The sequence below is a fragment of the Nonomuraea lactucae genome, from assembly GCF_003313395.1.
GTDB classification, from domain to species: domain Bacteria; phylum Actinomycetota; class Actinomycetes; order Streptosporangiales; family Streptosporangiaceae; genus Nonomuraea; species Nonomuraea lactucae.
Map to the genome: position 1 here is coordinate 1 of NZ_QNFZ01000277.1, position 22,421 is coordinate 22,421.

Here is a 22,421-nt window from a genome sequence, read left to right on the forward strand (position 1 = left end):
AGCCCGCGCGGCGGTGGGTCCTGCGCGCCATCGCGCCGGGCGCGCCGCTGCTGCGCGCCGTGGTGCTGGAGACGCACGGCACGATCCGGCTGGGCGTCTGGCGCCCGTTCCGCGCCACGCAGGTGGTGCGGCCGATGGCGGGGTACGTCTGGACGGCCGCGGCCCGGCTGGGGCTGCTGACGGTACGGGGGTTCGACCGCTACCGGGGCGGTGTGGGGGAGATGCGCTGGCGGCTGCTCGGCGTCCTGCCGGTGATGTCCGGTGGCGGCCCCGACGTCAGCCGGAGCGCCGCCGGGCGGCTGGCCTGCGAGTTCGTGCTGGCACCCGCCGCCGCGCTGGATCCCCGGGTCCACTGGAAGCCGCTCGACGACCGCCAGGCCGTCGCCAGGGTGCCGGTGGGGGACGAGGAGCACGAGGTGACGCTGACGATCGCGCCGGACGGCAGGCTGGAGGCCGTCACCATGCGCCGCTGGGGCGATCCCGGCAAGGGCCCGTACGGACCGCACCCGTTCGGGGTGGAGTGCGGGAGGGAGGTCACCTTCGACGGGTTCACGATCCCGGCGGAGCTCCGGGGCGGCTGGTGGCCGGGCGACGCCAGGTGGGCGGAGGGCGAGTTCATCCGCTTCGCGGTCGACCACGCCCGCTACCGCTGATCCCGTCCCGGGCGTTCATCCCGGGCGGCGGCCGGCGCCCTGCTCGGCGGTGCCGTGCTCGACCATCAGAGTCCCCGGATCCGGCGACCGGTGATCTGGTGGGGCACGATGCGGATGTAGAGCTCGCGTTCCCCGCCCGCCCACGGTGACACGCCGGCGCCCGTCACCTGCCGCAGCTCCTCCGGCGGCACGTGGTGCGCGGGCCCCTGCACCAGGACGCTCCACCCCTCCCGCCTGGCCTCGTCGATCTGGTCCACCTCGAAGCCGATCTTCACCTCCACGCCCTCCAGCCCCGTGCGCAGGCTCTGGTCCATGGGGCCGCCGTAGGCGGTGCGGAAGACGATGGCGCCCTCGTGCATCTTGTAGTTGACCGGCAGCACGATCGGCCCGTGCAGCCCGCCGAACGCCACCCGCCCGATGCCGCCGGGCGCGATGAGGCGCAGGCACTCCTCGGGGGCGAGCGCTTCGAGCGTGGGGCCCGCCTGGGCCCGGCCGACGCCGGGGGGCCGGTCGACGCCGCCGCCGAGCAGGTCCTCGACGGTGGTCTGCAGGGCACCGGCCAGCCGGGTCAGGGCGCTGGTGCCGATGGTGTCAGGATGTTCCTCCAGGTACTTGACGTACCCGGGCGCCATGGCGGCGCGCTCGGCGAGCTGCTCCCGTGACAGGCCGAGGCGTTCGCGATGGTGGATGATGCGGCGTCCAAGGTCGCCGGTGGACATGGTCGTCCCCCCTTGTTCGCTGGCGAAGGTACGGCGGGCGCCGCGCGCGAGCGTGACCCCGTTGATCCGCGTCTTCTCGTGGTCTGCGTCGATGAAGTAGCGGGTGCCGCGGAAGCAGACGGGCAGGGAGAGGGGGGCCAGCTCGTCGGGCAGGAGGGGGTCGAGGTGGAGCCCGTCGCGGCGTAGCTCCAGCCCCAGGTAGCAGCGCTGGATCAGGTCGAGGGTGCCGGCCATGGCGCCGAGGTGGACGCCCTCGGCGGTGGTGCCGTGCTGGACGTCCTCGATGTCGCTGGCCAGCGCCTCGGTGAAGAAGCTCCAGGACCGCGCGCGGTCCGAGCGGGTGAGGACCCAGGCGTGCACGACGGCGCTCAGGGTGGAGCCGTGGCTGGTGCGGTCGAGGTAGTAGTGGACCGTTCGGGGGATCAGCTCGGGACCGGCCGGGTAGCCGAGCCGGTGCAGCAGGCCCAGCAGCTCGTCCGAGGTGAGCAGGTAGAAGAGCATGAGCGTGTCGGCCTGCTTGGACGCCTTGTAGCGGTTCACGTCGTCGCCCGCCGCCTCCAGCGCCCGGTCGAGGCGGCGCACCTCGCGGTAGCGGTCCCAGTCGAGCTCCTTCAGGTCGGCGTAGCCGCTGAACTGGCTGATCACGCCGTCGTGGAAGTCGATCCGCATACGCCGGGTGATGTCCCGCCAGCGCTCCGTTTCCTCGGCCCCCACGGGCAGGTCGGGGTGGAGCTCCAGGGTGTCGAGGGCGCGCAGCAGCAGCCACACGGTCATCAGGTTGGTGTAGGCGTTGTTGGCCAGGCCAGGGGAGGAGGCCCCGGGACAGCCCTCGTGATACTCGTCCGGGCCCATCACGCCGTGGATCTCGTACCGCCCGGACTCCTCGTACGGCACCGCGAGGGACGCGAAGAACCTGGCGATGTCCACGAGCAGCTCCGCGCACCACGGCGGCATCGAGCCGGTAGCGAGGTGGTGCTGCCACACGTTGTAGGCGATGGCCAGGCCCACGTGCCGCTGCAGGTGCGAGCGGTCGGGCAGCCAGCGCCCCGACAGCGGGTTGAGATGCAGGGTCTGGGTCTCCTCCCGCCCGTCGCTGCCGCTCTGCCAGGGGAACATCGCCCCGTCGAACCCCGCCGCCCGGGCGGCCGCCCGGGCCTCCGGCAGCCGCCGCCACCGGTAGCGCAGCAGGCCGCGCGAGATGTCGGGGAAGCGCAGGTTCAGCCACGGCAGCACGAACAGCTCGTCCCAGAACACGTGCCCCCGGTACGCCTCACCGTGCAGCCCGCGGGCGGGCACCCCGGCGTCGAGGTCGGCGGTGTGCGGCGAGACGGTCTGCAGCAGGTGGAACACGTGCAGGTGCACGGCCCGGGCGATCTCCGACCCGTCCACGTCCAGCCGGGCCCCCTCCCACAGCCGCTCCCAGGCCGTGGCGTGGCGCGTCAGCAGCGCGTCGAAGTGGGGCGCCAGCCGCACGGCGCGCAGCGCCGCCGAGCAGGGGTCGTGGATCGCCGGGTCGCGGGACGTCACCAGAGAGACGATCTTGGTGAGGGTCGCGGGCTCGTCCTCGGCGAGGTCGAGCAGGTGCTCGGCGGTGACGCGGTCCGGCTCGTCGAGCACCTCGGGGGCCCGCGCGCCGTGGTCGGTGCGGGCCGCGAGGGCGACGGTGATGCCGGAGGACCGGGTGAGGGCGGTCAGCCAGGCCAGGTCGCCGAACCTGCCGGTCTCATGGCCGGTCAGGTGGTCGCCGCGCAGGTCGCGGTAGCGGGCGACACCGTGGTTGGTCACCCGGCCGTCGAGGGCCACCCGTACGCGGAGCGGGCCCGACCAGTTCTCCGCGGTGAAGACGGTCTCCAGGGCGGCCAGGCTCGGGTCGGCCATGGACACCAGGCGGCACTGCCGCACCCGGGTGATCCGTCCCGCCCCGTCGCGCCAGCGCAGCGACCGCAGCAGCAGCCCGCGCCGCATGTCCAGCTCGTGCCAGTAGTCCAGGAGGTCGGCCGTGTCCGGGCTGAACCAGCCCGACGGGGTGGCGAATCCCAGGGGCAGCCAGTCGGGCAGGTTGACCAGGTCCTCGTTGGTGACCGTCCGCCCCGCGACCGCGGATTCGAGCCGGTCGTAGCAGCCCGCGGCGTAGGTGCCCGGCGTCCGCGCGCCGCCGTCGGGGGTCGCGCCGCGGGTGGCGAACCGGCCGTTGCCCAGCGTGCACAGCGCCTCCCGCAGCGGCTCGCCGTCCGGGTCGTACCCGTCGTAGCGCAGCACCCACGAGCCGGTGGGCGGCCGGTGCCGGTCGGTGGAGGGCTCCCACGTGGCGGTGGGGGACTCGTGCGGGCCGGTGGTGGGCTCCCGCGTGCCGGTGGGGGACTCGTGCGGGCCGGCGTGGGGTTCATGCGGGCCGGCGTGGGGTCCGTGCGGGCCGGTCGGGGGCTCGTACGGGCCGGTGAACGTCCGGCGCCTCATCATGGACGGCTCACGGGAACGTGGCCCGTGACGGCGAGCTCGGCGAGGTCCGTCACCACGACGTCCGCGCCGGCGCCGCGCATCTCCGCGGCCTGAGATCGCGTCCGGTCCACCGCGACGACCAGCCCGAACCCGCCCCTGCGCCCGGCCTCCACCCCCGGCAGCGCGTCCTCGACCATCGCCACCTCCCCGGCGGGCAGGCCCAGCCGCCGCGCGGCCTCCAGGAACAGCGCCGGATCCGGCTTGCCGGGCAGGCCCAGCCGGGCCGCGTCGACGCCGTCGACCAGCACGTCGAACAGGTGCAGCAGCCCCGCCGACGACACGATCGCGCGGCAGTGCCTGCTCGCCGACACCGCCGCCGTACGGCAGCCGCGCCGCCGCAGCTCGTGCAGCAGCGCGACGGTCGAGGGGAACGCGGCCACCCCGTGCCGGCGGATCTGCTCCACGAACAGCGCGTCCTTGGCCAGCCCGAGCCCGTGCACGGTAGGGGCGCCCGGCTCGTCCCACGGCCCCCCTTCGGGCAGCGTGATGCCGCGCGAGGCCAGGAACGTGCGCACCCCGTCCAGGCGGGGCCGGCCGTCGACGTGGCGCAGGTAGTCGGCGCGGACGTCGAACGGCGCCCCGCGCCCGCGCAGGAACGCGTCGAACACGTGCTTCCACGCCGCCGCGTGGACCCGGGCCGTGTCGGTGACCACCCCGTCGGTGTCGAAGGCGACGGCGTTGACCGTGGTGAGGTCGATGGCGGCCATGCGACGACGCTACCCCCAGGTCGGCGGGCCAGACATGGCCGGAGGACCCGGTTGCCCGGGACCCCTCCGGCCCCGCCCGCGCGCCGTGCGAAGTGCCCGCCCGGCGCCCGTCCGCGGCGCTCCGGCGAGGACCTTGGCCCCTGCCGCCAGGGACGTTCGCCGCTCCCGCGCCGTGGCGCGGCTGATGCGCGACAGGCGCGTCAAGCAGCTCCCCGTGGTCGATCCCGTCACCGGACGCGTCGTCGGCACCCTGCACCAGCGGGACGTGCTGAGGGTCTTCACCCGCCCGGCCGCCGACCTGATGGCCGACATCCGCGCCCGGCTGCCCGACGCGCGGGCGCTGTCCATCGAGATCGACAAGTCGGTGGTGACGGTCCGCGGCAGGGTGGCGTCCAGGTCCCTGGCCATCGCCGTCGTGGAGGCGGTCCGCTCGGTCGAGGGCGTCGTGGACGTGGTGTCCGAGCCGGCCCACGACAGGGAGGACCTCATCGTCCCGCCACGTGCCTGACCCGGAGGATGCCGGGCACCGTACGGGTGAGCAGGTCGGCGACGCGCTCCGCGGGCGGGTCCGGCGGCTCGTCCGCCGGCAGGCGGAGCTCCGCCACGCCGTCGCGGACGGTGACCTCCCAGGCCGGGCCTGACGGGTACTGCTCGCGCAGCGCCGCGACCACCGCCTCGCGCAGTTCCTCGTCAGGGCGGGCGAGCATGGCCATCAGGTCCCGGCGGCTGAGCATGCCCACCACGTGCTCGTCCATGAGCACCGGCAGGCTCTTGATCCTCTTGCCGACCATGAGGTCGATCGCCGTGGTGACGTCGGTGGCCGGCGTGACGGTCACGACGGCGTGGGTCATGACCTGCCACACCTGGCGGGGCGGGAGCTCGGCGGACGCGCTCGGGAGCAGCATGGAGGCGCGCGGGTCGGGCTCGAACTCGCCGCGCAGCAGGTCGAGCTCGCTGACGACACCGGCCAGGCGGCCCGCGTCGTCGAGAACGGGAGCGGCGGTGATGTCGTGGCCGTGCAGCACCCGGATCGCCCGCCGCACGGGGTCGGTGCGGCGGACCGAGACGGCGGGGCTGGTCATGACCTCGCGGACCAGCATGGCTACCTGCCCTTCCACCCCGGGCCGGCCCCGCCCGGCATGGCCGTCGCGTCGTTGAGCGTCGTCGGCATGGCCGCTCACCCCTTCCGGTGGGCCGGTGCGAGCCCGTGTCCGGTTCCTTCCCTCATCAGAACTCCTGGCACCGATCGTGGGTAAGGGGCGGAAGTCCTCAATCGTTGCCGCCGCTGTCCCGCGGCCACGAACGGGCCGTATCCGAGCCGGATGATCATCTGTGGGTGGCCGAGCCGGTGCCGCGGATCCCGGCGGTCGCGCATGTCGCGCAGGTCCATCGGCTGGTTCAGGAACGACGCCGACACCCCGTGCCCGGCCGCCATCAGCAGCACCCGTTGCAGCGCCTGCCCGGCCCGGTAGTCGCGGTCGCGGGACAGCTCGTCCTCGGCCATCGCGACGTGGTCGAGCGTCTCGGCCGAGGCGTGCCGATCCAGCGGGACCAGGTTCGCCCCCTCACGGGACGCGGCTATGCGCAGCTCGGCCAGCACCGCGGGCGGCACCCGCCGATCCTCGAACGGCTCGCGGTTGGTGCGGCGCGCCCAGATCAGGTCGTACAGGTCGCGCTGCCCCGCGGAGGCCGGCCGCGCGTCGCCCATGCGCACGGCCGCCAGCAGCTCGGGCCGAGCCTCCCGGGTGGGCAGCAGCCGGACCACCGGCAGCAGGCCGGCCGCGACCAGCAGCCGCCGGACGCCCAGCTCACCGGCCAGCGGGGGAGTGGACATGGCGTACCTCCTGCCCCAAGACACTCCCGCGGGCCCGCGGCGGCAGGCAGAGCCGGACGGCCCGCCGCGCGGGTTGCGAAAGGTCCCTGCCGCGGGGACCAAGGTCCTCCCCGGGAGGGGACGGCCGGCCCTACGGAGGGCGTCCCCCGGACCCCGACCCTTGCAGGCATGGACGTCCTGGACCTCTCCCGCTGGCAGTTCGGCATCACGACCGTCTACCACTTCCTGTTCGTACCGCTGACGATCGGCCTGTCGATCATCGTGGCCGGGCTGCAGACCGCCTGGTACCGCACGGGGAGACCCGAGCACCTGCGGCTGACCAGGTTCTTCGGGCAGCTCTTTCTGATCAACTTCGCGATGGGCGTGGTAACCGGCATCGTGCAGGAGTTCCAGTTCGGCATGAACTGGAGCGCCTACTCGCGGTTCGTGGGTGACGTGTTCGGCGCGCCGCTGGCGATGGAAGGGCTGCTGGCGTTCTTCCTGGAGTCCACGTTCCTCGGCCTCTGGATCTTCGGCTGGGACAGGCTGTCGCCGCGGCTCCACCTGGCCACGATCTGGCTCGCGGCGATCGGCACGAACATCTCCGCCTACTTCATCCTGGCCGCGAACTCATGGATGCAGCACCCCGTCGGCTACCGGATCAACAACGGCCGGGCCGAGCTCACCGACATCTGGGCGGTGCTCACCAACTCCACCACCCTGGTCACCTTCCCCCACGTGATCTTCGGCGCGTTCCTGACCGCCGCCGCGTTCGTCCTGGGTGTCAGCGCCTGGTTCCTGCTCCGCGGGAGGGATGAGGCCACCTTCCGGATCTCCGCCCGGCTGGCACTGGCCGTCGCCGTGGTGGCCGCGATCGGCGTGTCCTTCTCGGGCCACTGGCAGGCGCAGATCATGACCGAGCAGCAGCCGATGAAGATGGCCGCCGCCGAGGCCCTGTGGGAGGACGAGACGTCGGCCGGGTTCTCGCTGTTCGCCGTCGGCGACGTCGAGAACGGCCGCAACCACGTCAACCTGCAGATCCCGTACGGCCTGAGCCTGCTGTCCACCAACACCCTGGACGGGAAGGTCGAGGGGATCAACGACATCCAGGCGCGCTACCAGGCGCTCCACGGCCCCGGCGACTACCGGCCGGTCGTCGGCCTCGCCTACTGGTCGTTCCGCCTGATGATCGGGTTCGGGGCCCTGTCGGCGCTGCTGGCGCTGGCGGGGCTCTGGCTGACCAGGCGCGGCAGGCTGCCCGCGGGCCGGTGGTTCCACCGGCTGGCGATCGCGGGCATCGGCCTGCCGTTCCTGGCCAACACGCTCGGCTGGATCTTCACCGAGATGGGCCGCCAGCCGTGGACCGTCTTCGGCCTGATGCGCACCGCCGCCGCGGTCTCGCCAGGTGTGGACGTCACCTCCGCCGCCGTCACCCTGACCGGCTTCACGCTCGTCTACGCCGTGCTGGCGGTCATCGAGGTGCGGCTGCTGCTGAAGTTTGTCCGGATCGGCCCGCGGGACGAGGAGCCCGAGGCCGAGCCCGCCGCCCCCGCCCTGAGCTACTGAGCGACTCATCGAGGACTGCTGTCATGGAACTGACCACCATCTGGTTCGTGCTGATCGCCGTGCTGTGGACCGGCTACTTCGTCCTGGAGGGCTTCGACTTCGGGGTCGGCGTGCTGCTGCCGTTCCTGTCGCGCGACGAGACCGACCGGCGCGCCGTCGTGCGGACGATCGGGCCCGTGTGGGACGGCAACGAGGTGTGGCTGCTGGTGGCGGGCGGAGCGACGTTCGCCGCGTTCCCCGAGTGGTACGCCACCCTGTTCAGCGGCTTCTACCTGCCGCTGTTCCTCATCCTGCTGGCGCTCATCATGCGGGGCGTGGCGCTGGAGTACCGCGGCAAGAGCGACGGCACCCGCGGGTGGGACCGGGCCTTCTTCTGGGGTTCGCTCGGCCCGGCCCTGCTGTGGGGGGTCGCGTTCGCCAACATCGTCCGCGGCGTCCCGCTGGACGCCGCCCACGAGTACACCGGCGGCCTGTTCACCCTGCTCAACCCGTTCGCGCTGCTCGGCGGCGCGGCCACGCTGCTGCTGTTCACCCAGCACGGCGCGGTCTTCCTCGCCCTGCGCACCACGGGCGAGCTGCGGCGGCGGGCGGTCCGGGCCGCCCGCGCGCTCACCCCCGTGGCCATGGTCGTGGTGATGACCTTCCTGGTGTCGGCCAGGGCCGGAATCCTGTCCTGGGCCGCGGTGGGTGTGGCCTTCGCCGGGCTCCTCGGCACCCTGCTCGCCACGGCCGCCGGCCGCGACGGCTGGGCGTTCACCTCAAGCGCGGTGGCCGTCGCGGCCTTCACCGCCGCCCTGTTCACGAGCCTGTGGCCGAACGTGATGCCCGCCCTCGACCCGGCCAACAGCCTCACCGTGACCAACGCCGCGTCGAGCCCCTACACCCTCACGGTCATGACCTGGGTCGCGGGCATCTTCACCCCCGTGGTGCTCGCCTATCAGGCGTGGACGTACTGGGTCTTCCGCCGCCGCGTCACCGGCGCCGCGTGAGCGTGCGCCTCCGGGCGGGTGGGCCGACGGTCCCGCCCGGGCGGGACCTTCGGCCCTGACCGGCGACCGCGGCCCGTGATGGGCTGGAGTCGACACCACTGGAGGTGCTGCCATGACCACCCGAACGGCACAGCAGAAGGACCGGGCCATCCACGGGGCGCTGGAGGCGGCCCGCTGGGCGCCGTCCGTGCACAACACGCAGCCGTGGTCGTTCGCCGTCTCCGGAGAGGAGATCAGCCTGCGGGCCGACGTCGACCGCAAGCTGCGGGTGGGCGACAGCGCCGGGCGCGAGCTGCTGATCAGCTGCGGCGCCGCCCTGTTCACCATCGTCACGGCGCTGCGCTGTGAGGGGTTCGAACCGATCGTGCGGGTCCTGCCCGACCCGGACCGGCCGTCGCTCGTGGCCACGGTCTCCCTGGGCGCGCCCGCGGTGCCTGACGAGCACACCCGCTCGCTCGGCCGGGAGATCGAGCGGCGCCGTACGCACCGGGCGGGCTTCACCGACCTGCCCGTGCCCGACCGGCTGCTGGACACCCTGGTCAGGGAGGCGCGGGCCGAGGGCGCGAAGCTGACGCCGGTCGGCTCCGAGGAGGCGGTGGAGATCATCGCGGCGCTCACCCGGGCCGCGCAGGGCGCCCAGTCCCACGACCGGGTGCTCAACCTGGAGGTCATCCGCTGGGCGCGCCCGCCGGGCAGCGCGCGCAGGGACGGCGTGCCCGCCGAGTCCTACCCCCGTACGGCGGCGCGCACGGACCCGTACTTCCCGCAGCGGGACTACGCCTGGCGGCACGAGTGGGGCACAGAGGGCGGCGAGGGGCAGGGAACGGCGACGGGCGCGGTCGCGCTGCTGACCACGCGGGGCGACACCCGAGAGGAGTGGATCGCGGCCGGGCAGGCGCTGCAGCGCGTCCTGCTGCACGCCTGCGCCCACGGCGTCAGCGCCGCCTTCCACACCCAGGCGCTGGAGGCGTACCACCTGCGCGAGTTCCTGCGGCAGGAGCTCTGCTCCCACGAGTACCCACAGATGATCATGCGGTTGGGGATCACCTTCGACGACAAGGGCGGCGTCCGCCGCTCCCTGCCTGAGATGCTGGACTGACACCGCCACGGGGAGTGACGCTTCCACTCCGGGCCGGGGTGGGCGGCGCCGGGCGTCGATGGGACACTGATCGTATGACGCAAGGCGAGCACAGCCCGCTGATGCCCAACATGCGGCTCGACGAGCTGCTGGCGGAGCTCCAGGTACGGCTCAACGCCGTGCTGGCCACCCGCGACCGGGTCCACGCGCTGCTGGAGGCCGTGGTTTCGGTGGGCAGCGACCTCGACCTGGAGACCGTGCTGCGGCGCATCGTCGAGACCGCCACCAAGCTGGTCGACGCCAGCTACGGCGCGCTCGGCGTGGTCGGCCAGGAGCGGACGCTCGTCCAGTTCATCCCGGTCGGGCTGTCCGAGGGGGAGATCGCCAAGATCGAGCACTGGCCGCACGGGCTCGGGCTGCTCGGCCTGCTCATCAAGGACGCCCGGCCGCTGCGCCTCGGCCGCATCGCCGACCACCCCGAGTCCTACGGCTTCCCGCCGGGGCACCCGCCGATGGGCACGTTCCTCGGCGTGCCGGTGCGGGTGCGCGACGAGGTGTTCGGCAACCTCTACCTGACCGAGAAGCGCGGCGGCGGCGAGTTCGACGAGGAGGACGAGGCCATCGTCATCGCCCTGGCCACAGCCGCCGGCGTGGCCATCGAGAACGCCCGCCTGTACGAGGAGTCCCGGCGGCGCGAGACCTGGCTGCAGGCCTCCTCCGAGGTGACCACGAGCCTGCTGTCGGGGGCCGACCCGCGCCAGGTGCTCGCCCTGATGGCCGCCCGAGCCCGCCAGATGAGCGACGCCGACCTGGTCCAGATCCTCCTGCCGGACGATGACGGCGGCACCCTCGCGGTGGAGTTCGTGGAAGGCGAGCTGTCCGACGACGTGGAGGGCCTCACGTTCGAGCTCACGGCCACCGCGGCCGGCGAGGTGTTCACCAGCGGGCGGCCCGTGACGGCGGGAGAGCTGCTCGACTCCGACTCCCCGCTGCGCGGGCTGGGGTTCGGCCCCGAGCTGCTCATGCCGCTCGGCGCCGGTGAGACCGTGCGCGGCGTGCTGGCCCTCGCCAAACGGTCGGGCCGCCTGCCGTTCAGCGCCTCCGACCTGCGCATGCTGGAGTCGTTCGCCGGCCAGGCGGCGATCGCGCTGGAGCTGGCCGAGGCGCGCAGGCACGCCGAGCGCCTGACCCTGCTGGAGGACCGCGACCGCATCGCCAAAGACCTGCACGACGTGGTCATCCAGCGGCTGTTCGCCACCGCGATGACGCTCATGAGCATGGTCCGGCTGGTCGAACGGCCCGAGGCGTCGGGCAGGCTGCAGCACGCGATCGACGAGCTGGACGAGACCATCCGCCAGATCCGGTCCACGATCTTCGCGTTGCAGACGGTGCCCGGCGACGACGCGCCCAGCCTGCGGGCGCGGATCGTCGAGCTGGTCGAGTCCTCCCGGGGCCACCTCGGCTTCCTGCCGGGGCTGCGCATGGAGGGCCAGCTCGACCACCGGGTCCCCGACGACACGGCCGAGCACCTGCTCGCCGTCCTGCGCGAGGCGATGTCCAACGTGGTGCGCCACGCCAGAGCGTCCAGGACCGACGTGTCGGTGGAGGTGACGGCCGACACGCTCACGCTCGTCGTGCGCGACGACGGCGTCGGGCTGCCCGCCGACGGCAGGCGCAGCGGCCTGCGCAACCTGGAGGAGCGCGCCGCCAAGCTGGGCGGCTCCTTCGAGGTCAGCTCTCCGGAGACCGGCGGGGCCGTACTCCGTTGGTCTGTTCCGCTCTGATCCGGCGGCCGGTCACCTGCTCGACGTCCACCACGATGTAGTGGTCGCGCTCGCCCGGCGCCCACGCGGTCAGCGGCAGCGCCGACAGCCGCTCGATCTCCTCGGGATCATGCACGGCGCGCGCGTGCCCCACGGCGGTCACCGACCAGCCGGTGCGCGCCTCCGGGTCGAACTCGTCCACCTCGAACGCCACCACGGCGTGCCGGGTGGCCGCGGCCAGCTTGGAGCCCGCGGCGGTGCGGATCACCACGCTCTCGCCGTCGAGGCGGAACGTCACGGGCTGCACCGCGGGCAGCGCGCGATCGGTGAACACGATCCGCCCTATCGGCGTGGAAGAAAGCAGCCGCAGACACTCCTCGCGGGAGAGCACCAGCAGTCCGGACGAATCGATTGGCATGTGTCTAGGATCGCCGTTCGTCACCGGCGTCCCTTAGGGGCGAAGGTCCCATTCATTCCCGCCGATCAGCCCGCAGACGCGCGGAGAGCGCCGCCGCCTGGGTGCGGCGCTGCATGTTCAGCTTGGCCAGGAGGTTGGAGACGTAGTTCTTGACCGTCTTCTCGGCCAGGAAGAGCCGCTCGCCGATCTGCCGGTTGGTCAGGCCCTCCCCGATGAGGTCGAGGATGTGGCGCTCCTGCTCCGAGAGCGTGGCCAGGGGGTCCTGCCGGGAGGCCTGGTCGCGCAGCCGCTGCAGCATCGCCGCGGTGGTCTGGGGGTCGAGCAGCGACTGCCCGGAGGCCACCGTCCGCACCGCGCCGACCAGGTCGGAGCCGTGTATCTGCTTGAGCACGTATCCCGACGCGCCCGCCATCACCGCGTCGAACAGCGCGTCGTCGTCGGCGAACGACGTCAGCATCAGGCACGCCAGACCGGGCAGCCGCGAGCGCGCCTCCCGGCACACGTCGACGCCGTTGCCGTCGGGAAGCCGCACGTCCAGCACCGCCACGTCCGGCTTCAGCGCCGGGATGCGGGCGATCGCCGACTCGGCGGTGCCGGCCTCGCCGATCACCTCGATGTCGTCCTCGGAGTCGAGCAGGGCGGCCACGCCCCTCCGTACCACCTCGTGATCGTCGAGGAGGAACACACGAATCATGGCCTCGACGTTATCCGTCGCGCTCCGTGGGCGGAAAGGGACCAAGGTCCCGAATCGCGTTCCGTAGGTCCCCGGTCCACGGGACTTCCGGCGTTGGCCCGCCCGCCACCGGCCGTGATGTCATCGAAGGGAGTGGCTGAGGAGGAACGCATGATCATCGTGGGTGTGGACGGGTCCCGTGCCGGGCTGGAGGCCGCCGGATGGGCGGCGGAGGAGGCGGCGCTGCGCGATGTGCCCCTGAAGCTGGTGCACGCGCTGCCCGACTGGGCCTGCAAGGAGGGCGCCGGCCGCTACGCCGAGGTGGGCCGGTGGATGCGCGAGGGCGGCAAGACCGTGCTCGCCGCGGCGGAGGACCGGGTGCGCCGCGAGCACCCGAAGCTCGCCGTCGAGACGGCCCTGCTGCCGGGCGACCCGCGCGCCGCGCTGGTCGACGCGTCGAAGGACGCCGAGCTCACGGTGATCGGCAGCCACGGCATGGGTGGCGTGCGCGGGATGCTGGTCGGCTCGGTGGCGTTCGGCGTCGCCGGGCACGCAGAGAGCGACGTCGTCCTGGTCCGCGAGGTGCCCGCGTCGCCGCGCGGCGAGGTGGTTGTGGGCGTCGACGGCGCCCCGACGGCCAGCCGGGTGCTGGACTTCGCGTTCACCGAGGCGGAGCTGCGGGGGCTGAGCGTGCGCGCGGTCCACGCCTGGTCCTGGCCGCGGCTGGTCGGGTTCGGCTCGGCAGGCAGCGAGAAGGAGCGGGACGAGGTGCGGATGCTCAAGGACCGGCTCGCGCCCTACCGGGAGCGCCACCCCGGCGTCCCGGTGGTCGAGGAGGTCGTGCACGGCCACCCCATCGGCGTGCTCCGGCAGGCCGCCGCCGGGGCGGACCTCCTCGTGGTGGGGTCGCACGGGTACGGCACGCTCGCCGGGATGGTCCTCGGCTCGGTCAGCCAGGGCATGCTGCACCACTCCCCGTGCCCGCTGGCCGTGGCCAGAAGGGACAGGTGACTCGATCTTCCGCTTCCGCGAAGCTAGTAGGATGACGGCTCTGCGGCATAGGTGAAGGAGGCACCCCCGGTGTCCGAGTTGGAACGCGTGCCTCCCGGCGTCGACCCCCGCGTGCCGAGCTCCGCCCGCGTCTACGACTACTTATTGGGCGGCAAGGACAACGTGGCGGTCGACCGGGCCGTCGCCGACAAGCTCCTCGCGGTCGCGCCCGACTCGCGGCAGGTGGCGCGGGCCAACCGGATCTTCCTCGTCCGCGCCGTACGCCACCTGGCCCAGCAGGGCATCCGGCAGTTTCTCGACCTGGGCACCGGCATCCCCACCTCGCCCAGCGTCCACGAGGTCGCCCGCGAGACGAACCCCGCCTGCCGCGTCGTCTACGTGGACTACGACCCCGTGGTCAGGCTGCACGCCCAGGTGCTGCTGGCCGACGCCCCCGGCGTCGCGAGCATCCAGGCAGACCTGCGCCAGCCCGACGCCATCCTGAACGACCCGCACGTCACCGGCCTGATCGACTTCGAGCAGCCGCTGGCCGTGCTGCTGGTCGCCAGCCTGCACTTCGTCACGGACGGCGAGGACCCGGGCGGCATCGTGGCCGCCTTCCGCAAGTGGATGGCGCCGGGCAGCCACCTCGTGCTCTCCCACACGATGGCCGAGAGCAGGCCCGAGGCCATCGCCCAGCTCGCCAAGGCCACCGCCGGCTCACCCGCGCAGGCCACCTTCCGCACCCACGAGCAGGTGCTGCGCCTGTTCGACGGGTTCGAGCTGATCGGGCCCGGCCTCGTACCCGTGCAGGAGTGGCGCCTGAGCGACGAGGACGAGCAGTCGATCCCGCTGCTGGACGGACCGCCGGCACTGCGCGTCGAGGGCGGCGTCGCCCGCCTGGCGCCCCGCTGACGCCGGGAAGTGGACTGACACGGCTCCCCCTGGGTAGCGGAGAGTATCAATGCCCTCCAGGGAGGCTCCATGAACGCCTTCAAATCCTCGGCCCGGACACCTCTGCAGATGGCGGCGCTCGTCGTCGGAGCCGTGTTCCTGCTGGTCGGCGTACTCGGCTTCATCCCGGGCATCACCACCGGCTACGGAGACATGGCGTTCGCCGGCCACGAGTCCGGCGCCATGCTGCTGGGCGTGTTCCAGGTCTCGATCCTGCACAACATCGTCCACCTGCTGTACGGCGTCGCCGGCATCCTGCTGGCCCGCACGTGGAGCGGAGCCCGCGCCTTCCTCATCGCGGGCGGCGTCATCTACCTGGTGCTGTGGCTCTACGGGCTGCTCATCGAGAAGGACAGCGCGGCCAACTTCGTGCCGGTCAACTCGGCCGACGACTGGCTGCACTTCCTGCTAGGCGTCGGCATGGTGGCGCTCGGCTTCCTGCTGTCCCGCCGCCGGGTCCTGACGACCTGACACGCCGGCCGGGACGGCACACGGAGGACGTCCTGGCCGGCGGAGGCGGCGCCCCGCCACCAGTGCTGGTCGCGGGGCGCCGCCGTGGGTTCGTCTCCGGTGGACTCCCCCGGAGCTCAGCGGTCTGCTAGCGGCGGGCGAAGTTCTGGGTCCAGTAGATCTGGCCCTTGGAGTTCTTGGCCGCGCCCACACCGATGAGGTTGTAGTTGCAGTTCATGATGTTGGCCCGGTGACCCGAGCTCTTCATCCAGCCCACGACCACGGCGGCCGGGTTGGGATAGCCCATCGCGATGTTCTCGGCGAAGGCCGAGCCACCGGTGAAGCCGGCGCCACGGATGCGCTCCATGAACGTGCGGCCGTCCTTGGAGGTGTGGCTGAAGTAGTTCTGGGTCGCCATGTCCGAGGAGTGGCCGAAGGCGGCCTTGCGGAGCTGGGCGTCCGCCTTGAGCGGCTGGCACCCGCCCTTCGCCCGCTCGGCGTTGGTCAGCCGTACGACCTCGTTCTCCTCCGGCGTGCCCACACCGCCGGCCGGCGGGGGCGTGACGGGGGTGGGCGTGGGGCCGCCCGGCTGGGAGGGATTCGGAGAGGGGGTCGGAACCGGGGTCGGCGTGCCCGTGGAGCTGCAGGAGAGACGTGCCGGGCGGGACTGGGCGACGTTGCCGAGGCGGTCCGTGGCGACGGAGTAGTAGACGCCGGAGGCGCACGGAAGCTCGACGGTCATCCTGCCGTTGCCGGCTCGCCTTGCGCTGCCCTTGACGACCTGGTCGGGGCCTGCGGTGGCCCGGAAGAGGACGAGCGTGGGACGGCCGCAGCCGAACCAGCGGGCGGAAGCCTGGATGTTGCCCGTGGCGGTGACGTTCGGCCTGGCCGCGAAGAGGCGGCATTCAGCCGGCGGTGTCGACGCTGCTTGGGCGGTCGCGACCGGCGAGGACAGGGCCGCCACGCTCACGAGGCACGCGAGTACCCCTAGGGGTCTACGCATATGGGGGTTCCTCCAGTTGATTTAGACGCTGGACGGACTCCGCATTCTGTCGGGACTTGACCCCTCTGTCATGAAATTTCGGATATTAGTGGGAGATAAGTGACGGCTGTGACTCGTTCCAACCCCGTCCGACCAGCCCTTACGCCCGCCGAATTCGATCACCCGTCCCTCACCACTGCTCCGCCTCCCGGCTGCCTGGCCGCTGCGCCCGGTGATCACGCGCCTGCGCCCGGTGTTCCGCCTCCCGGTCCGGCCGTCTCCCGCCTCCACCCGCTGATCCCATGCCGCTGCCCCGCCGTCGTCCCCGGTTCCAGCCCAAAGGCCGGGCCGGTCGCGCGGCCCGGACGGGGCACGGGCCCGCGCCGGGCGCGCCAGAGCGGTGTGAACGGTGTGAACGGTGTGAACGGTGTGAGCGATTTGAGGGGGGCAGGCCAGGCGCGGGGAGCCGGTATCCGGGTGGTGGGGGGACTCCAGGCGCGGCGCGGGTCACCAGTCCAGTTCGTCGCAGCCCGTGTGGTCGGCGGGTTCGACCTGGAGGGTGGCGTGGGCGACCCCGTGGTGGTGGCGCAGCACGTCGCGGGCCTGGTCGAGTACGGCGTGGTTGTCGGCCGGCTCGATGGTGACGAGGTGGGCGGTGGCCACGTGCATCCCCGAGGTGAGCGTCCACAGGTGCAGGTCGTGCACGTCACGTACGCCCTCTATGGCCGTCAGGTCGGCGGCCACGGCGGAGGCGTCCATGCCGGCCGGGACGTGCTGGCCGAGGACCGCGAAGACCTGCCGCCCCAGCGACACGGCGCGGACCGCGACGAACGCCCCGATGCCCAGGGCGACCACCGTGTCCCAGATCGGCTGTCCGGTCGCCGCGACCAGCCAGCCGGCGGCGATGACCCCGACCGAACCCGCGGTGTCGGCGACCACCTCGAGGTAGGCGCCCTTGACGTTCAGGCTCTCCTCGGCGCCCGAACGCAGCAGCAGCAGCGCGATGACGTTGACGACGAGGCCGATGGCGCCCACGACGAGCATCGGCCCGGACGCGACCCTCGCGTCGCCGCCGATCCGGCCGACGGCCTCGAAGACGACGTACGCCGCGACGCCGAGCATCGTCACCACGGCCAGCAGCGACGCGAACACCTCGGCCCGGTACGAGCCGTACGTGCGACGGCCCGTGGTGTCGGGGCGGGTGGCGATGCGCGTGGCCACCAGCGCCGCGCCCAGGGTCACCACGTCGGCGGCCATGTGCCCCGCGTCCGACAGCAGCGCCAGCGAGCCGGACAGCAGCCCGTACGCGAGCTCGACCACGAAGTACGAGCCGACCAGGACGAACGACACCGCCAGCCGCCAGCGATGACGGCCACCCGCGTGCCCGGCCCGCTGCGCGTGCCCGTGCCCGTGCCCGTGCCCGGCGCTCATCAGCGGGAATCCTCGTCGCGTTCGGGGTGGATGGCGTGGGTGTGCTCGGTGTGCGTGAGCGCGAGGTCCAGCAGCATGCGCACGTGCGCGTCCTCCAGCCGGTAGTACGCCATCCGCCCGGCACGGCGGACCGAGACCACCCGGTGCGCCCGCAGCAGGCGCAGCGCGTGCGAGACCGCGGACTCGCTCTGCCCGCTCACCGCGGCGAGGTCGCACACGCACAGCTCGCCGTCCAGCAGCGCCATCAGCAGCCGCAACCGGCCGGGATCGGACAGCAGCCCGAACACCTCGGCCGTGTCCCGGAGGTCCTCCGGCCGCGGCATCCGCTCCCGCACCGAGGCCACGCGCGGCGCGTCAACCACCCGTACGGCGCATCCGTCGATGGTCAGATGATTATCTGAAGACGCGTTCATATGAACTAGGGTAGCCATCTCGATCTCCGCCCTGTCAATGGCCGCTCCCCGGCCGTGGAGCGGACGCGGCCGCGCGTCGCCTCCGACGAGCGGCGGGGCCGGTGACCCCCTCGCCTCGCCGTTCTCGCCACGGCGGCGCTGGTGGGGCGCCACATGCTCACAACCGGCAAACCGGGGGAGTGACACATATCACAGCCTCCCCGAACGCCGTACCGTCACCGGCAAGTACCCCGGCGAGCCAACGCGGAGTCCCCCCATGACCGCACTCCTGCAACGCACCCCTGTCCGCCTAGTTCTCGTGCTCATCCTGGCGATCGCCCTGGTCGGCGTCGCCCGTCCGTCCCGTGCCGCGTCACTCACCAAGGTGGCGGCCTTCGGCTCCAACCCGGGCGGCCTCGGCATGTGGGTCTACCTGCCGGACGGCCTGCCCGCCGGCGCCCCCCTGGTGCTGGCGCTGCACGGCTGCACCCAGGACGCGAACGCCTACTTCACCGGCTCGGGCTGGCGCAAGTACGCCGACCGCCACGGCTTCGCGCTGGTGTTCCCCGAGCGGATCGACGCCTCGACGTTCCCCAGCAACTGCTTCCGCTGGTTCGCCGAGTCCGACATCCGGCGCGGCCAGGGACAGGCGCTGTCCATCGCGCAGATGGTCTGGCACGCGGTCTCCGCCTACGGGGTCGACGCCGGGCGGGTCCACGTCACCGGTCTGTCGGCCGGGGGCGCGATGGCCGCCGTCATGCTCGCCGCGTACCCGGACCTGTTCCGGGCGGGCTCGGTCGTCGCGGGCCTGCCGTACCGGTGCTCGCCGCCCGCCTCGACCGGCGCCTGCATGGGCGGCCAGGTCACCCGGAGCCCGGAACAGTGGGGCGACCTGGTACGCGGGGCCGCCCCTGGATTCGGCGGGCGGCGGCCCAAGGTCGCCGTCTGGCACGGTCAGGCCGACTACCTGGTCGACAAGGTGAACGGCGAGGAGTTGAGAGACCAGTTCACCGACGTGGCCGGCGTCTCGCAGACCCCCACCTCGGTCACCGGACTGCCCGGTGGCACCACCCTGGAGACGTACGGTCAGGACGACGTCAGGCTGTACCGGGTCGCTGGGGCGGGGCACGGCACCCCCGTCGATCCGGGCGGCGCCGAGGACCAGTGCGGCGCGGTGGGCGCGTTCTTCCTGGACGCCATCTGCTCCGCCTACCACGACGCCAGCTTCTTCGGCCTGACCGGCCAGCCGGGTCCGAGCCCCAGCCCCAGCCCCACCCCCACACCCATGCCGACCGCGCCGGTGCAGTGCTTCACGGCCGACAACTACGCCCACACGCTGGCGGGCAGGGCCCACCACTCCGGTGGGTACGCCTACGCGAACGGCTCCGGCCAGGCGATGGGGCTCTGGAACCCGTACGTCACCAGCACGCTGAGGCGGACCGGGCCCGGCTACTTCGTGGTCGTCCCGGTGCGCTCCTGCTGAAGAGCCGGCCCGCTCACCTGCCGATCGTCGGCGCGGGGGCGTGTTACGTTGTGTGGCTCCCGCGCCGCCGAGACCGCGGCCGCCGTCCACCCGGAGGGGCAGCCCGTACATGCCGCACGCCTGGATCACCCGGCCCGAGACCGGGCGGGACATCCCGTCGATCCGCGAGGTCGCCCTCGCCGCCTTCCCCACGCCGCTGGAGGCCGACCTCATCGACGCCCTCCGCGAGGACCCGGCGTGGATCCCGGGCCTGTCCATCGTCGCCGAGCAGCCCGGAGAGCCTGCGGCCCCCGCGAACCCTGAGGACCTCACTCTCATCGCGGGGCACGCCCTGTTCACCCGGTGCCACGTCGGCGAGGACCGCGCCCCCGCCCTGGCCCTGGGGCCCTGCTCCGTGCTGCCCCGCCACCAGCGGCAGGGGGCCGGGTCGTCGGCGATCAGCGCCGGCCTGCGGGCGGCCGCCGCGATGGGGGAGAGCCTCGTCCTCGTGCTCGGCCATCCCGCGTACTACCCCAGGTTCGGCTTCCGCAGGGCCTCCGCGTACGGGATCCGCGCGCCCTTCGAGGCCACCGACGAGGCGATGATGGCGCTCGTCCTCGACGACACGCGGCCGGTGCCGGGCGGCGTCATCGCCTATCCGGCCCCGTTCGGAGTCTGAGAGCGGGGGACGGCCCCGCCTCGGGGCGGGCGCCGGGTGATCCGCCTAGGGTGTGATGTGCGCGGACCCGCGGTGTGACGTAGTCTGCGCGCACGAGTAGGCGGGAGGTGAGGATGGCGCGGATCGTCTTCATCGGCGCAGGCGACGTGGATCTCATGCGCAGGGTGGTCTCCGACCTGTTCCTCGCCTCGCCTCTGCGCGGCCGGCTGGAGATCGTCCTGCACGATCCCGACCCCGGCCGCCTGGCGACGGCGGAGGCCCTGGCGCGCACGCTCGACGCTGAGGCCGGCGCGCGGGCGGTGATCAGCGCCTGCGCCGATCGGCGGCGGGCGCTCGACGGCGCCGCCTTCGTGGTCAGCCACGTCGACCTGGGCGGGTTCGAGGCGACGCTGCGCGACTTCGAGATCCCCCACCGCTACGGCCTGCGTCAGACGATCGGCGACACGATCGGCATCGGCGGCATCTTCCGCGGCCTGCGCACGATCCCCTACTTCGTGGACCTGGGCCGCGAGATGGCCGGGTTGTGTCCCGAGGCGTGGCTGTTGAGCTGCAGCGATCCGATGGCGATGACGGGCTGGGCGGTGCTGGAGGCGACCGGGTTCGAGCGGTTCGCGGGGGTCTGCCACGCCGTCTGCGACACGCACGCCTACCTGGCCGATCTCGTCGGCCGTGAGCTGGACGAGGTGTCGTTCCTCACGGCGGGGCTCAACCACCAGTCGTTCGTGCTCAGGTTCGAGGCGGCGGGCCGCTCGCTCTATCCCGAGCTCGACGCGGTGCTGGCCGCCGACGCCGAGCTGGGGCGGCACGTGCGGATGGAGATGTACCGGCGGTTCGGCTACTTCCCGACGCAGTCGAGCGAGCACGCCGCCGAGTACGTGCCCTGGTTCATGCGGCACACGGCGGAGACCGCGCGCCTCGGCGTGCCGATGGAGGAGCACCTGCGCCGGCTCGGTCAGAGCATGCACGTGTACGAGGAGACGCGCCGGGCGCTGTCGGCCGGACGGCCGCTGCTGGTCAGGTGGCAGCACCAGGAGCCCGCGGCGGCGGCGATCCTGGCCGTGCTGACCGGCCAGGAGAAGGAGGTCTACGTCAACGTCCGCAACCGCGGGCTCATAGGCAACCTCCCCGACGGCTGCTGCGTGGAGGTGCCCGCGACCGCGAACGCCACCGGCATCCGTCCGCGGCCGGTGGGGGAGCTGCCGATCCAGCTCGTCGCGCTCAACCGCACGTTCCTCAACGTCGTCGAGCTGACCGTGCGCGCGGTGCTCGACGGCGATCGCCGGCACGTCTACCATGCCGCGATGCTCGACCCGAACACCGCGGCCACGCTGCCGCTGCCCGACATCGAGGCGATGTGCGACGAGCTGATCAAGGCGCACGGCGATCTGCTGCCGGAGGCGATCCGCGCATGATCGAGTCCATGCCGACCGAGGTGCGGCGGGAGCGCATGCTCGGCCTGCTCATGGAGCAGGAGTTCGCCCGGGTGGCGGAGCTGGCCGAGGCGTTCGGCGTCTCGACCGTGACCGTCCGCGCCGACCTCGACGCGCTGGAGGAGCAGGGCAAGGTCCGGCGGGTACGCGGCGGCGCGGTGGCGGCGGGCTCGCTGCCGCGGACGGAGCCGTCGTTCGAGCTGTCACTGGGCACCGCGGCGGTGGAGAAGGCGCTGATCGCCAAGGCCGCCGCCCGGCTGGTGAGCTCCGGGGAGAGCGTCCTGATGGGCGCGGGCACCACGACGGCCTACGTGGCCAGGGAGCTGGTGGCCCGCGCCGACCTCACCGAGGTCACCGTCTTCACCAACGGCCTGCGCACGGCCCTGGAACTGGAGCCGGCGCTGCCCCGGTTCGCCGTCGTGGTGACCGGGGGCAGCCTGCGCCGCCAGCAGCACTCCCTGGTCGACCCGCTCGGCGCGAAGATCCTGGAGGGCATCCGCGCCAACACGGTCTTCCTCGGCTGCGGCGGGGTGCATCCCGAGGCCGGGATCACCAACGTCAACCTGCCCGACGCCGAGATGAAGCAGCGCATGCTGCGTGCCGCCGCCCGCCGCGTCGTGGTGGCCGACTCCTCCAAGCTCGGGGTGGTCCAGATGGCGCCGGTGTGCCCGCTGTCCGAGGTGGACCTGCTGATCACCGGTGAGCCGGCCGACCAGGCGATGGTGGCCGTGCTGCGCGACCGGGGCCTGAAGGTGGAGGTCGTCAGCTGACCG

General features: G+C 72.9%; 22 protein-coding genes. 13 read left to right on the forward strand and 9 right to left on the reverse strand.

Annotated elements, in window-relative coordinates; translation table 11 throughout:
- Nucleotides 1–653, forward strand: a 653-nt coding sequence (locus DQW85_RS18465; RefSeq protein WP_113701544.1) for a DUF6544 family protein, incomplete at its 5' end; no start/stop codon positions are given.
- A gap of 65 nt (nucleotides 654–718) precedes the next feature.
- On the opposite strand, the gene DQW85_RS18470 is transcribed toward DQW85_RS18465, so the two are convergent.
- Nucleotides 719–3,832 carry a pyridoxamine 5'-phosphate oxidase family protein gene (locus tag DQW85_RS18470; RefSeq protein WP_113701545.1) on the reverse strand — a complete coding sequence of 1,038 codons (3,114 nt, stop codon included), beginning with the start codon at nucleotides 3,830–3,832 and terminating at the stop codon, nucleotides 719–721.
- Nucleotides 3,829–4,578, reverse strand: a complete 750-nt coding sequence (locus tag DQW85_RS18475) for an HAD family hydrolase (protein WP_113701546.1) — start codon at nucleotides 4,576–4,578, stop codon at nucleotides 3,829–3,831. The genes DQW85_RS18470 and DQW85_RS18475 overlap by 4 nt, the downstream gene beginning before the upstream one ends.
- Before the next feature lie 34 nt (nucleotides 4,579–4,612).
- Between DQW85_RS18475 and DQW85_RS44590 the strand changes: the two genes are divergently transcribed.
- Entirely contained in the window at nucleotides 4,613–5,086 is a 474-nt protein-coding gene (locus DQW85_RS44590) for a BON domain-containing protein (protein WP_275888209.1), read from the forward strand.
- Here DQW85_RS44590 and DQW85_RS18485 read toward each other — a convergent pair.
- Entirely contained in the window at nucleotides 5,064–5,678 is a 615-nt protein-coding gene (locus DQW85_RS18485; protein ID WP_113701548.1) for a CBS domain-containing protein, read from the reverse strand. The two genes, DQW85_RS44590 and DQW85_RS18485, sit on opposite strands and share 23 nt — an antisense overlap.
- A 77-nt stretch (nucleotides 5,679–5,755) precedes the next feature.
- On the reverse strand, nucleotides 5,756–6,412 hold the full coding sequence (locus tag DQW85_RS18490; protein ID WP_205315216.1) for a hypothetical protein: 657 nt from the start codon (nucleotides 6,410–6,412) through the stop codon (nucleotides 5,756–5,758).
- Nucleotides 6,413–6,580: 168 nt separating this feature from the next.
- Here DQW85_RS18490 and DQW85_RS18495 point away from each other — a divergent pair, with 168 nt between their 5' ends.
- The 4 genes from DQW85_RS18495 to DQW85_RS18510 all read left to right on the forward strand — a co-directional run bounded on the left by DQW85_RS18495 (nucleotide 6,581) and on the right by DQW85_RS18510 (nucleotide 11,808).
- Nucleotides 6,581–7,957, forward strand: coding sequence for a cytochrome ubiquinol oxidase subunit I (locus DQW85_RS18495; RefSeq protein WP_113701549.1), 1,377 nt, complete (start codon nucleotides 6,581–6,583; stop codon nucleotides 7,955–7,957).
- A gap of 23 nt (nucleotides 7,958–7,980) precedes the next feature.
- Entirely contained in the window at nucleotides 7,981–8,946 is a 966-nt protein-coding gene (gene cydB, locus DQW85_RS18500) for a cytochrome d ubiquinol oxidase subunit II (protein ID WP_113701550.1), read from the forward strand.
- A 112-nt stretch (nucleotides 8,947–9,058) separates the two neighbouring features.
- Entirely contained in the window at nucleotides 9,059–10,045 is a 987-nt protein-coding gene (locus tag DQW85_RS18505) for an Acg family FMN-binding oxidoreductase (RefSeq protein ID WP_113701551.1), read from the forward strand.
- Nucleotides 10,046–10,119: 74 nt separating this feature from the next.
- Nucleotides 10,120–11,808 carry a sensor histidine kinase gene (locus DQW85_RS18510; protein ID WP_113701552.1) on the forward strand — a complete coding sequence of 563 codons (1,689 nt, stop codon included), beginning with the start codon at nucleotides 10,120–10,122 and terminating at the stop codon, nucleotides 11,806–11,808.
- Here DQW85_RS18510 and DQW85_RS18515 read toward each other — a convergent pair.
- Together DQW85_RS18515 and DQW85_RS18520 are read right to left on the reverse strand one after the other, a co-directional pair.
- Nucleotides 11,756–12,205, reverse strand: coding sequence for a pyridoxamine 5'-phosphate oxidase family protein (locus tag DQW85_RS18515; protein ID WP_113701553.1), 450 nt, complete (start codon nucleotides 12,203–12,205; stop codon nucleotides 11,756–11,758). The genes DQW85_RS18510 and DQW85_RS18515 overlap by 53 nt on opposite strands.
- Nucleotides 12,206–12,257: 52 nt before the next feature.
- The gene (locus DQW85_RS18520) at nucleotides 12,258–12,899 is read right to left on the reverse strand and encodes a response regulator transcription factor (protein WP_113701554.1); all 642 of its coding nucleotides are present in this window, start codon (nucleotides 12,897–12,899) and stop codon (nucleotides 12,258–12,260) included.
- Between the two features lie 150 nt (nucleotides 12,900–13,049).
- Here DQW85_RS18520 and DQW85_RS18525 point away from each other — a divergent pair, with 150 nt between their 5' ends.
- The 3 genes from DQW85_RS18525 (at nucleotide 13,050) to DQW85_RS18535 (ending at nucleotide 15,293) form a co-directional block, all read left to right on the forward strand.
- The gene (locus DQW85_RS18525; protein WP_113701555.1) at nucleotides 13,050–13,889 is read left to right on the forward strand and encodes a universal stress protein; all 840 of its coding nucleotides are present in this window, start codon (nucleotides 13,050–13,052) and stop codon (nucleotides 13,887–13,889) included.
- A 69-nt stretch (nucleotides 13,890–13,958) separates the two neighbouring features.
- Nucleotides 13,959–14,783 carry an SAM-dependent methyltransferase gene (locus DQW85_RS18530; RefSeq protein WP_113701556.1) on the forward strand — a complete coding sequence of 275 codons (825 nt, stop codon included), beginning with the start codon at nucleotides 13,959–13,961 and terminating at the stop codon, nucleotides 14,781–14,783.
- Between the two features lie 69 nt (nucleotides 14,784–14,852).
- On the forward strand, nucleotides 14,853–15,293 hold the full coding sequence (locus DQW85_RS18535) for a DUF4383 domain-containing protein (RefSeq protein ID WP_113701557.1): 441 nt from the start codon (nucleotides 14,853–14,855) through the stop codon (nucleotides 15,291–15,293).
- Nucleotides 15,294–15,420: 127 nt separating this feature from the next.
- On the opposite strand, the gene DQW85_RS18540 is transcribed toward DQW85_RS18535, so the two are convergent.
- From DQW85_RS18540 to DQW85_RS18550, 3 genes are all read right to left on the reverse strand, one after another.
- Complete coding sequence (locus DQW85_RS18540; RefSeq protein ID WP_162795097.1) at nucleotides 15,421–16,275, reverse strand: CAP domain-containing protein; 855 nt, start codon at nucleotides 16,273–16,275, stop codon at nucleotides 15,421–15,423.
- A gap of 486 nt (nucleotides 16,276–16,761) precedes the next feature.
- Nucleotides 16,762–17,685 (reverse strand): cation diffusion facilitator family transporter, encoded by a 924-nt coding sequence (locus DQW85_RS18545; protein ID WP_113701559.1) that lies wholly within the window; start codon nucleotides 17,683–17,685, stop codon nucleotides 16,762–16,764.
- On the reverse strand, nucleotides 17,685–18,098 hold the full coding sequence (locus tag DQW85_RS18550) for an ArsR/SmtB family transcription factor (protein WP_113701560.1): 414 nt from the start codon (nucleotides 18,096–18,098) through the stop codon (nucleotides 17,685–17,687). Before DQW85_RS18550 ends, DQW85_RS18545 begins: the two co-directional genes overlap by 1 nt.
- Nucleotides 18,099–18,354: 256 nt before the next feature.
- Between DQW85_RS18550 and DQW85_RS18555 the strand changes: the two genes are divergently transcribed.
- The 4 genes from DQW85_RS18555 to DQW85_RS18570 all read left to right on the forward strand — a co-directional run bounded on the left by DQW85_RS18555 (nucleotide 18,355) and on the right by DQW85_RS18570 (nucleotide 22,418).
- Nucleotides 18,355–19,560, forward strand: a complete 1,206-nt coding sequence (locus DQW85_RS18555) for an extracellular catalytic domain type 1 short-chain-length polyhydroxyalkanoate depolymerase (protein ID WP_113701561.1) — start codon at nucleotides 18,355–18,357, stop codon at nucleotides 19,558–19,560.
- Between the two features lie 109 nt (nucleotides 19,561–19,669).
- The gene (locus DQW85_RS18560; protein ID WP_113701562.1) at nucleotides 19,670–20,218 is read left to right on the forward strand and encodes a GNAT family N-acetyltransferase; all 549 of its coding nucleotides are present in this window, start codon (nucleotides 19,670–19,672) and stop codon (nucleotides 20,216–20,218) included.
- Between the two features lie 113 nt (nucleotides 20,219–20,331).
- Nucleotides 20,332–21,630, forward strand: coding sequence for a family 4 glycosyl hydrolase (locus tag DQW85_RS18565; protein ID WP_113701563.1), 1,299 nt, complete (start codon nucleotides 20,332–20,334; stop codon nucleotides 21,628–21,630).
- Nucleotides 21,627–22,418 (forward strand): DeoR/GlpR family DNA-binding transcription regulator, encoded by a 792-nt coding sequence (locus DQW85_RS18570; RefSeq protein ID WP_113701564.1) that lies wholly within the window; start codon nucleotides 21,627–21,629, stop codon nucleotides 22,416–22,418. The genes DQW85_RS18565 and DQW85_RS18570 overlap by 4 nt, the downstream gene beginning before the upstream one ends.
- The last annotated feature ends 3 nt before the right edge of the window (nucleotides 22,419–22,421 follow it).

What these genes read in the sequence shown, in the direction of transcription:
- DQW85_RS18540 (WP_162795097.1), bottom strand. Translation starts at nt 16,275, where the DNA reads ATGCGTAGACCCCTAGGGGTACTCGCGTGCCTCGTGAGCGTGGCGGCC.
- DQW85_RS18565 (WP_113701563.1), top strand. Translation starts at nt 20,332, where the DNA reads ATGGCGCGGATCGTCTTCATCGGCGCAGGCGACGTGGATCTCATGCGC.
- DQW85_RS18520 (WP_113701554.1), bottom strand. Translation starts at nt 12,899, where the DNA reads ATGATTCGTGTGTTCCTCCTCGACGATCACGAGGTGGTACGGAGGGGC.
- DQW85_RS18570 (WP_113701564.1), top strand. Translation starts at nt 21,627, where the DNA reads ATGATCGAGTCCATGCCGACCGAGGTGCGGCGGGAGCGCATGCTCGGC.
- DQW85_RS18535 (WP_113701557.1), top strand. Translation starts at nt 14,853, where the DNA reads ATGAACGCCTTCAAATCCTCGGCCCGGACACCTCTGCAGATGGCGGCG.
- DQW85_RS18470 (WP_113701545.1), bottom strand. Translation starts at nt 3,832, where the DNA reads ATGATGAGGCGCCGGACGTTCACCGGCCCGTACGAGCCCCCGACCGGC.
- DQW85_RS18485 (WP_113701548.1), bottom strand. Translation starts at nt 5,678, where the DNA reads ATGCTGGTCCGCGAGGTCATGACCAGCCCCGCCGTCTCGGTCCGCCGC.
- cydB (WP_113701550.1), top strand. Translation starts at nt 7,981, where the DNA reads ATGGAACTGACCACCATCTGGTTCGTGCTGATCGCCGTGCTGTGGACC.
- DQW85_RS18505 (WP_113701551.1), top strand. Translation starts at nt 9,059, where the DNA reads ATGACCACCCGAACGGCACAGCAGAAGGACCGGGCCATCCACGGGGCG.
- DQW85_RS18555 (WP_113701561.1), top strand. Translation starts at nt 18,355, where the DNA reads ATGACCGCACTCCTGCAACGCACCCCTGTCCGCCTAGTTCTCGTGCTC.
- DQW85_RS18525 (WP_113701555.1), top strand. Translation starts at nt 13,050, where the DNA reads ATGATCATCGTGGGTGTGGACGGGTCCCGTGCCGGGCTGGAGGCCGCC.
- DQW85_RS44590 (WP_275888209.1), top strand. Translation starts at nt 4,613, where the DNA reads ATGGCCGGAGGACCCGGTTGCCCGGGACCCCTCCGGCCCCGCCCGCGC.
- DQW85_RS18560 (WP_113701562.1), top strand. Translation starts at nt 19,670, where the DNA reads ATGCCGCACGCCTGGATCACCCGGCCCGAGACCGGGCGGGACATCCCG.
- DQW85_RS18475 (WP_113701546.1), bottom strand. Translation starts at nt 4,578, where the DNA reads ATGGCCGCCATCGACCTCACCACGGTCAACGCCGTCGCCTTCGACACC.
- DQW85_RS18495 (WP_113701549.1), top strand. Translation starts at nt 6,581, where the DNA reads ATGGACGTCCTGGACCTCTCCCGCTGGCAGTTCGGCATCACGACCGTC.
- DQW85_RS18545 (WP_113701559.1), bottom strand. Translation starts at nt 17,685, where the DNA reads ATGAGCGCCGGGCACGGGCACGGGCACGGGCACGCGCAGCGGGCCGGG.
- DQW85_RS18550 (WP_113701560.1), bottom strand. Translation starts at nt 18,098, where the DNA reads ATGAACGCGTCTTCAGATAATCATCTGACCATCGACGGATGCGCCGTA.
- DQW85_RS18515 (WP_113701553.1), bottom strand. Translation starts at nt 12,205, where the DNA reads ATGCCAATCGATTCGTCCGGACTGCTGGTGCTCTCCCGCGAGGAGTGT.
- DQW85_RS18510 (WP_113701552.1), top strand. Translation starts at nt 10,120, where the DNA reads ATGACGCAAGGCGAGCACAGCCCGCTGATGCCCAACATGCGGCTCGAC.
- DQW85_RS18490 (WP_205315216.1), bottom strand. Translation starts at nt 6,412, where the DNA reads ATGTCCACTCCCCCGCTGGCCGGTGAGCTGGGCGTCCGGCGGCTGCTG.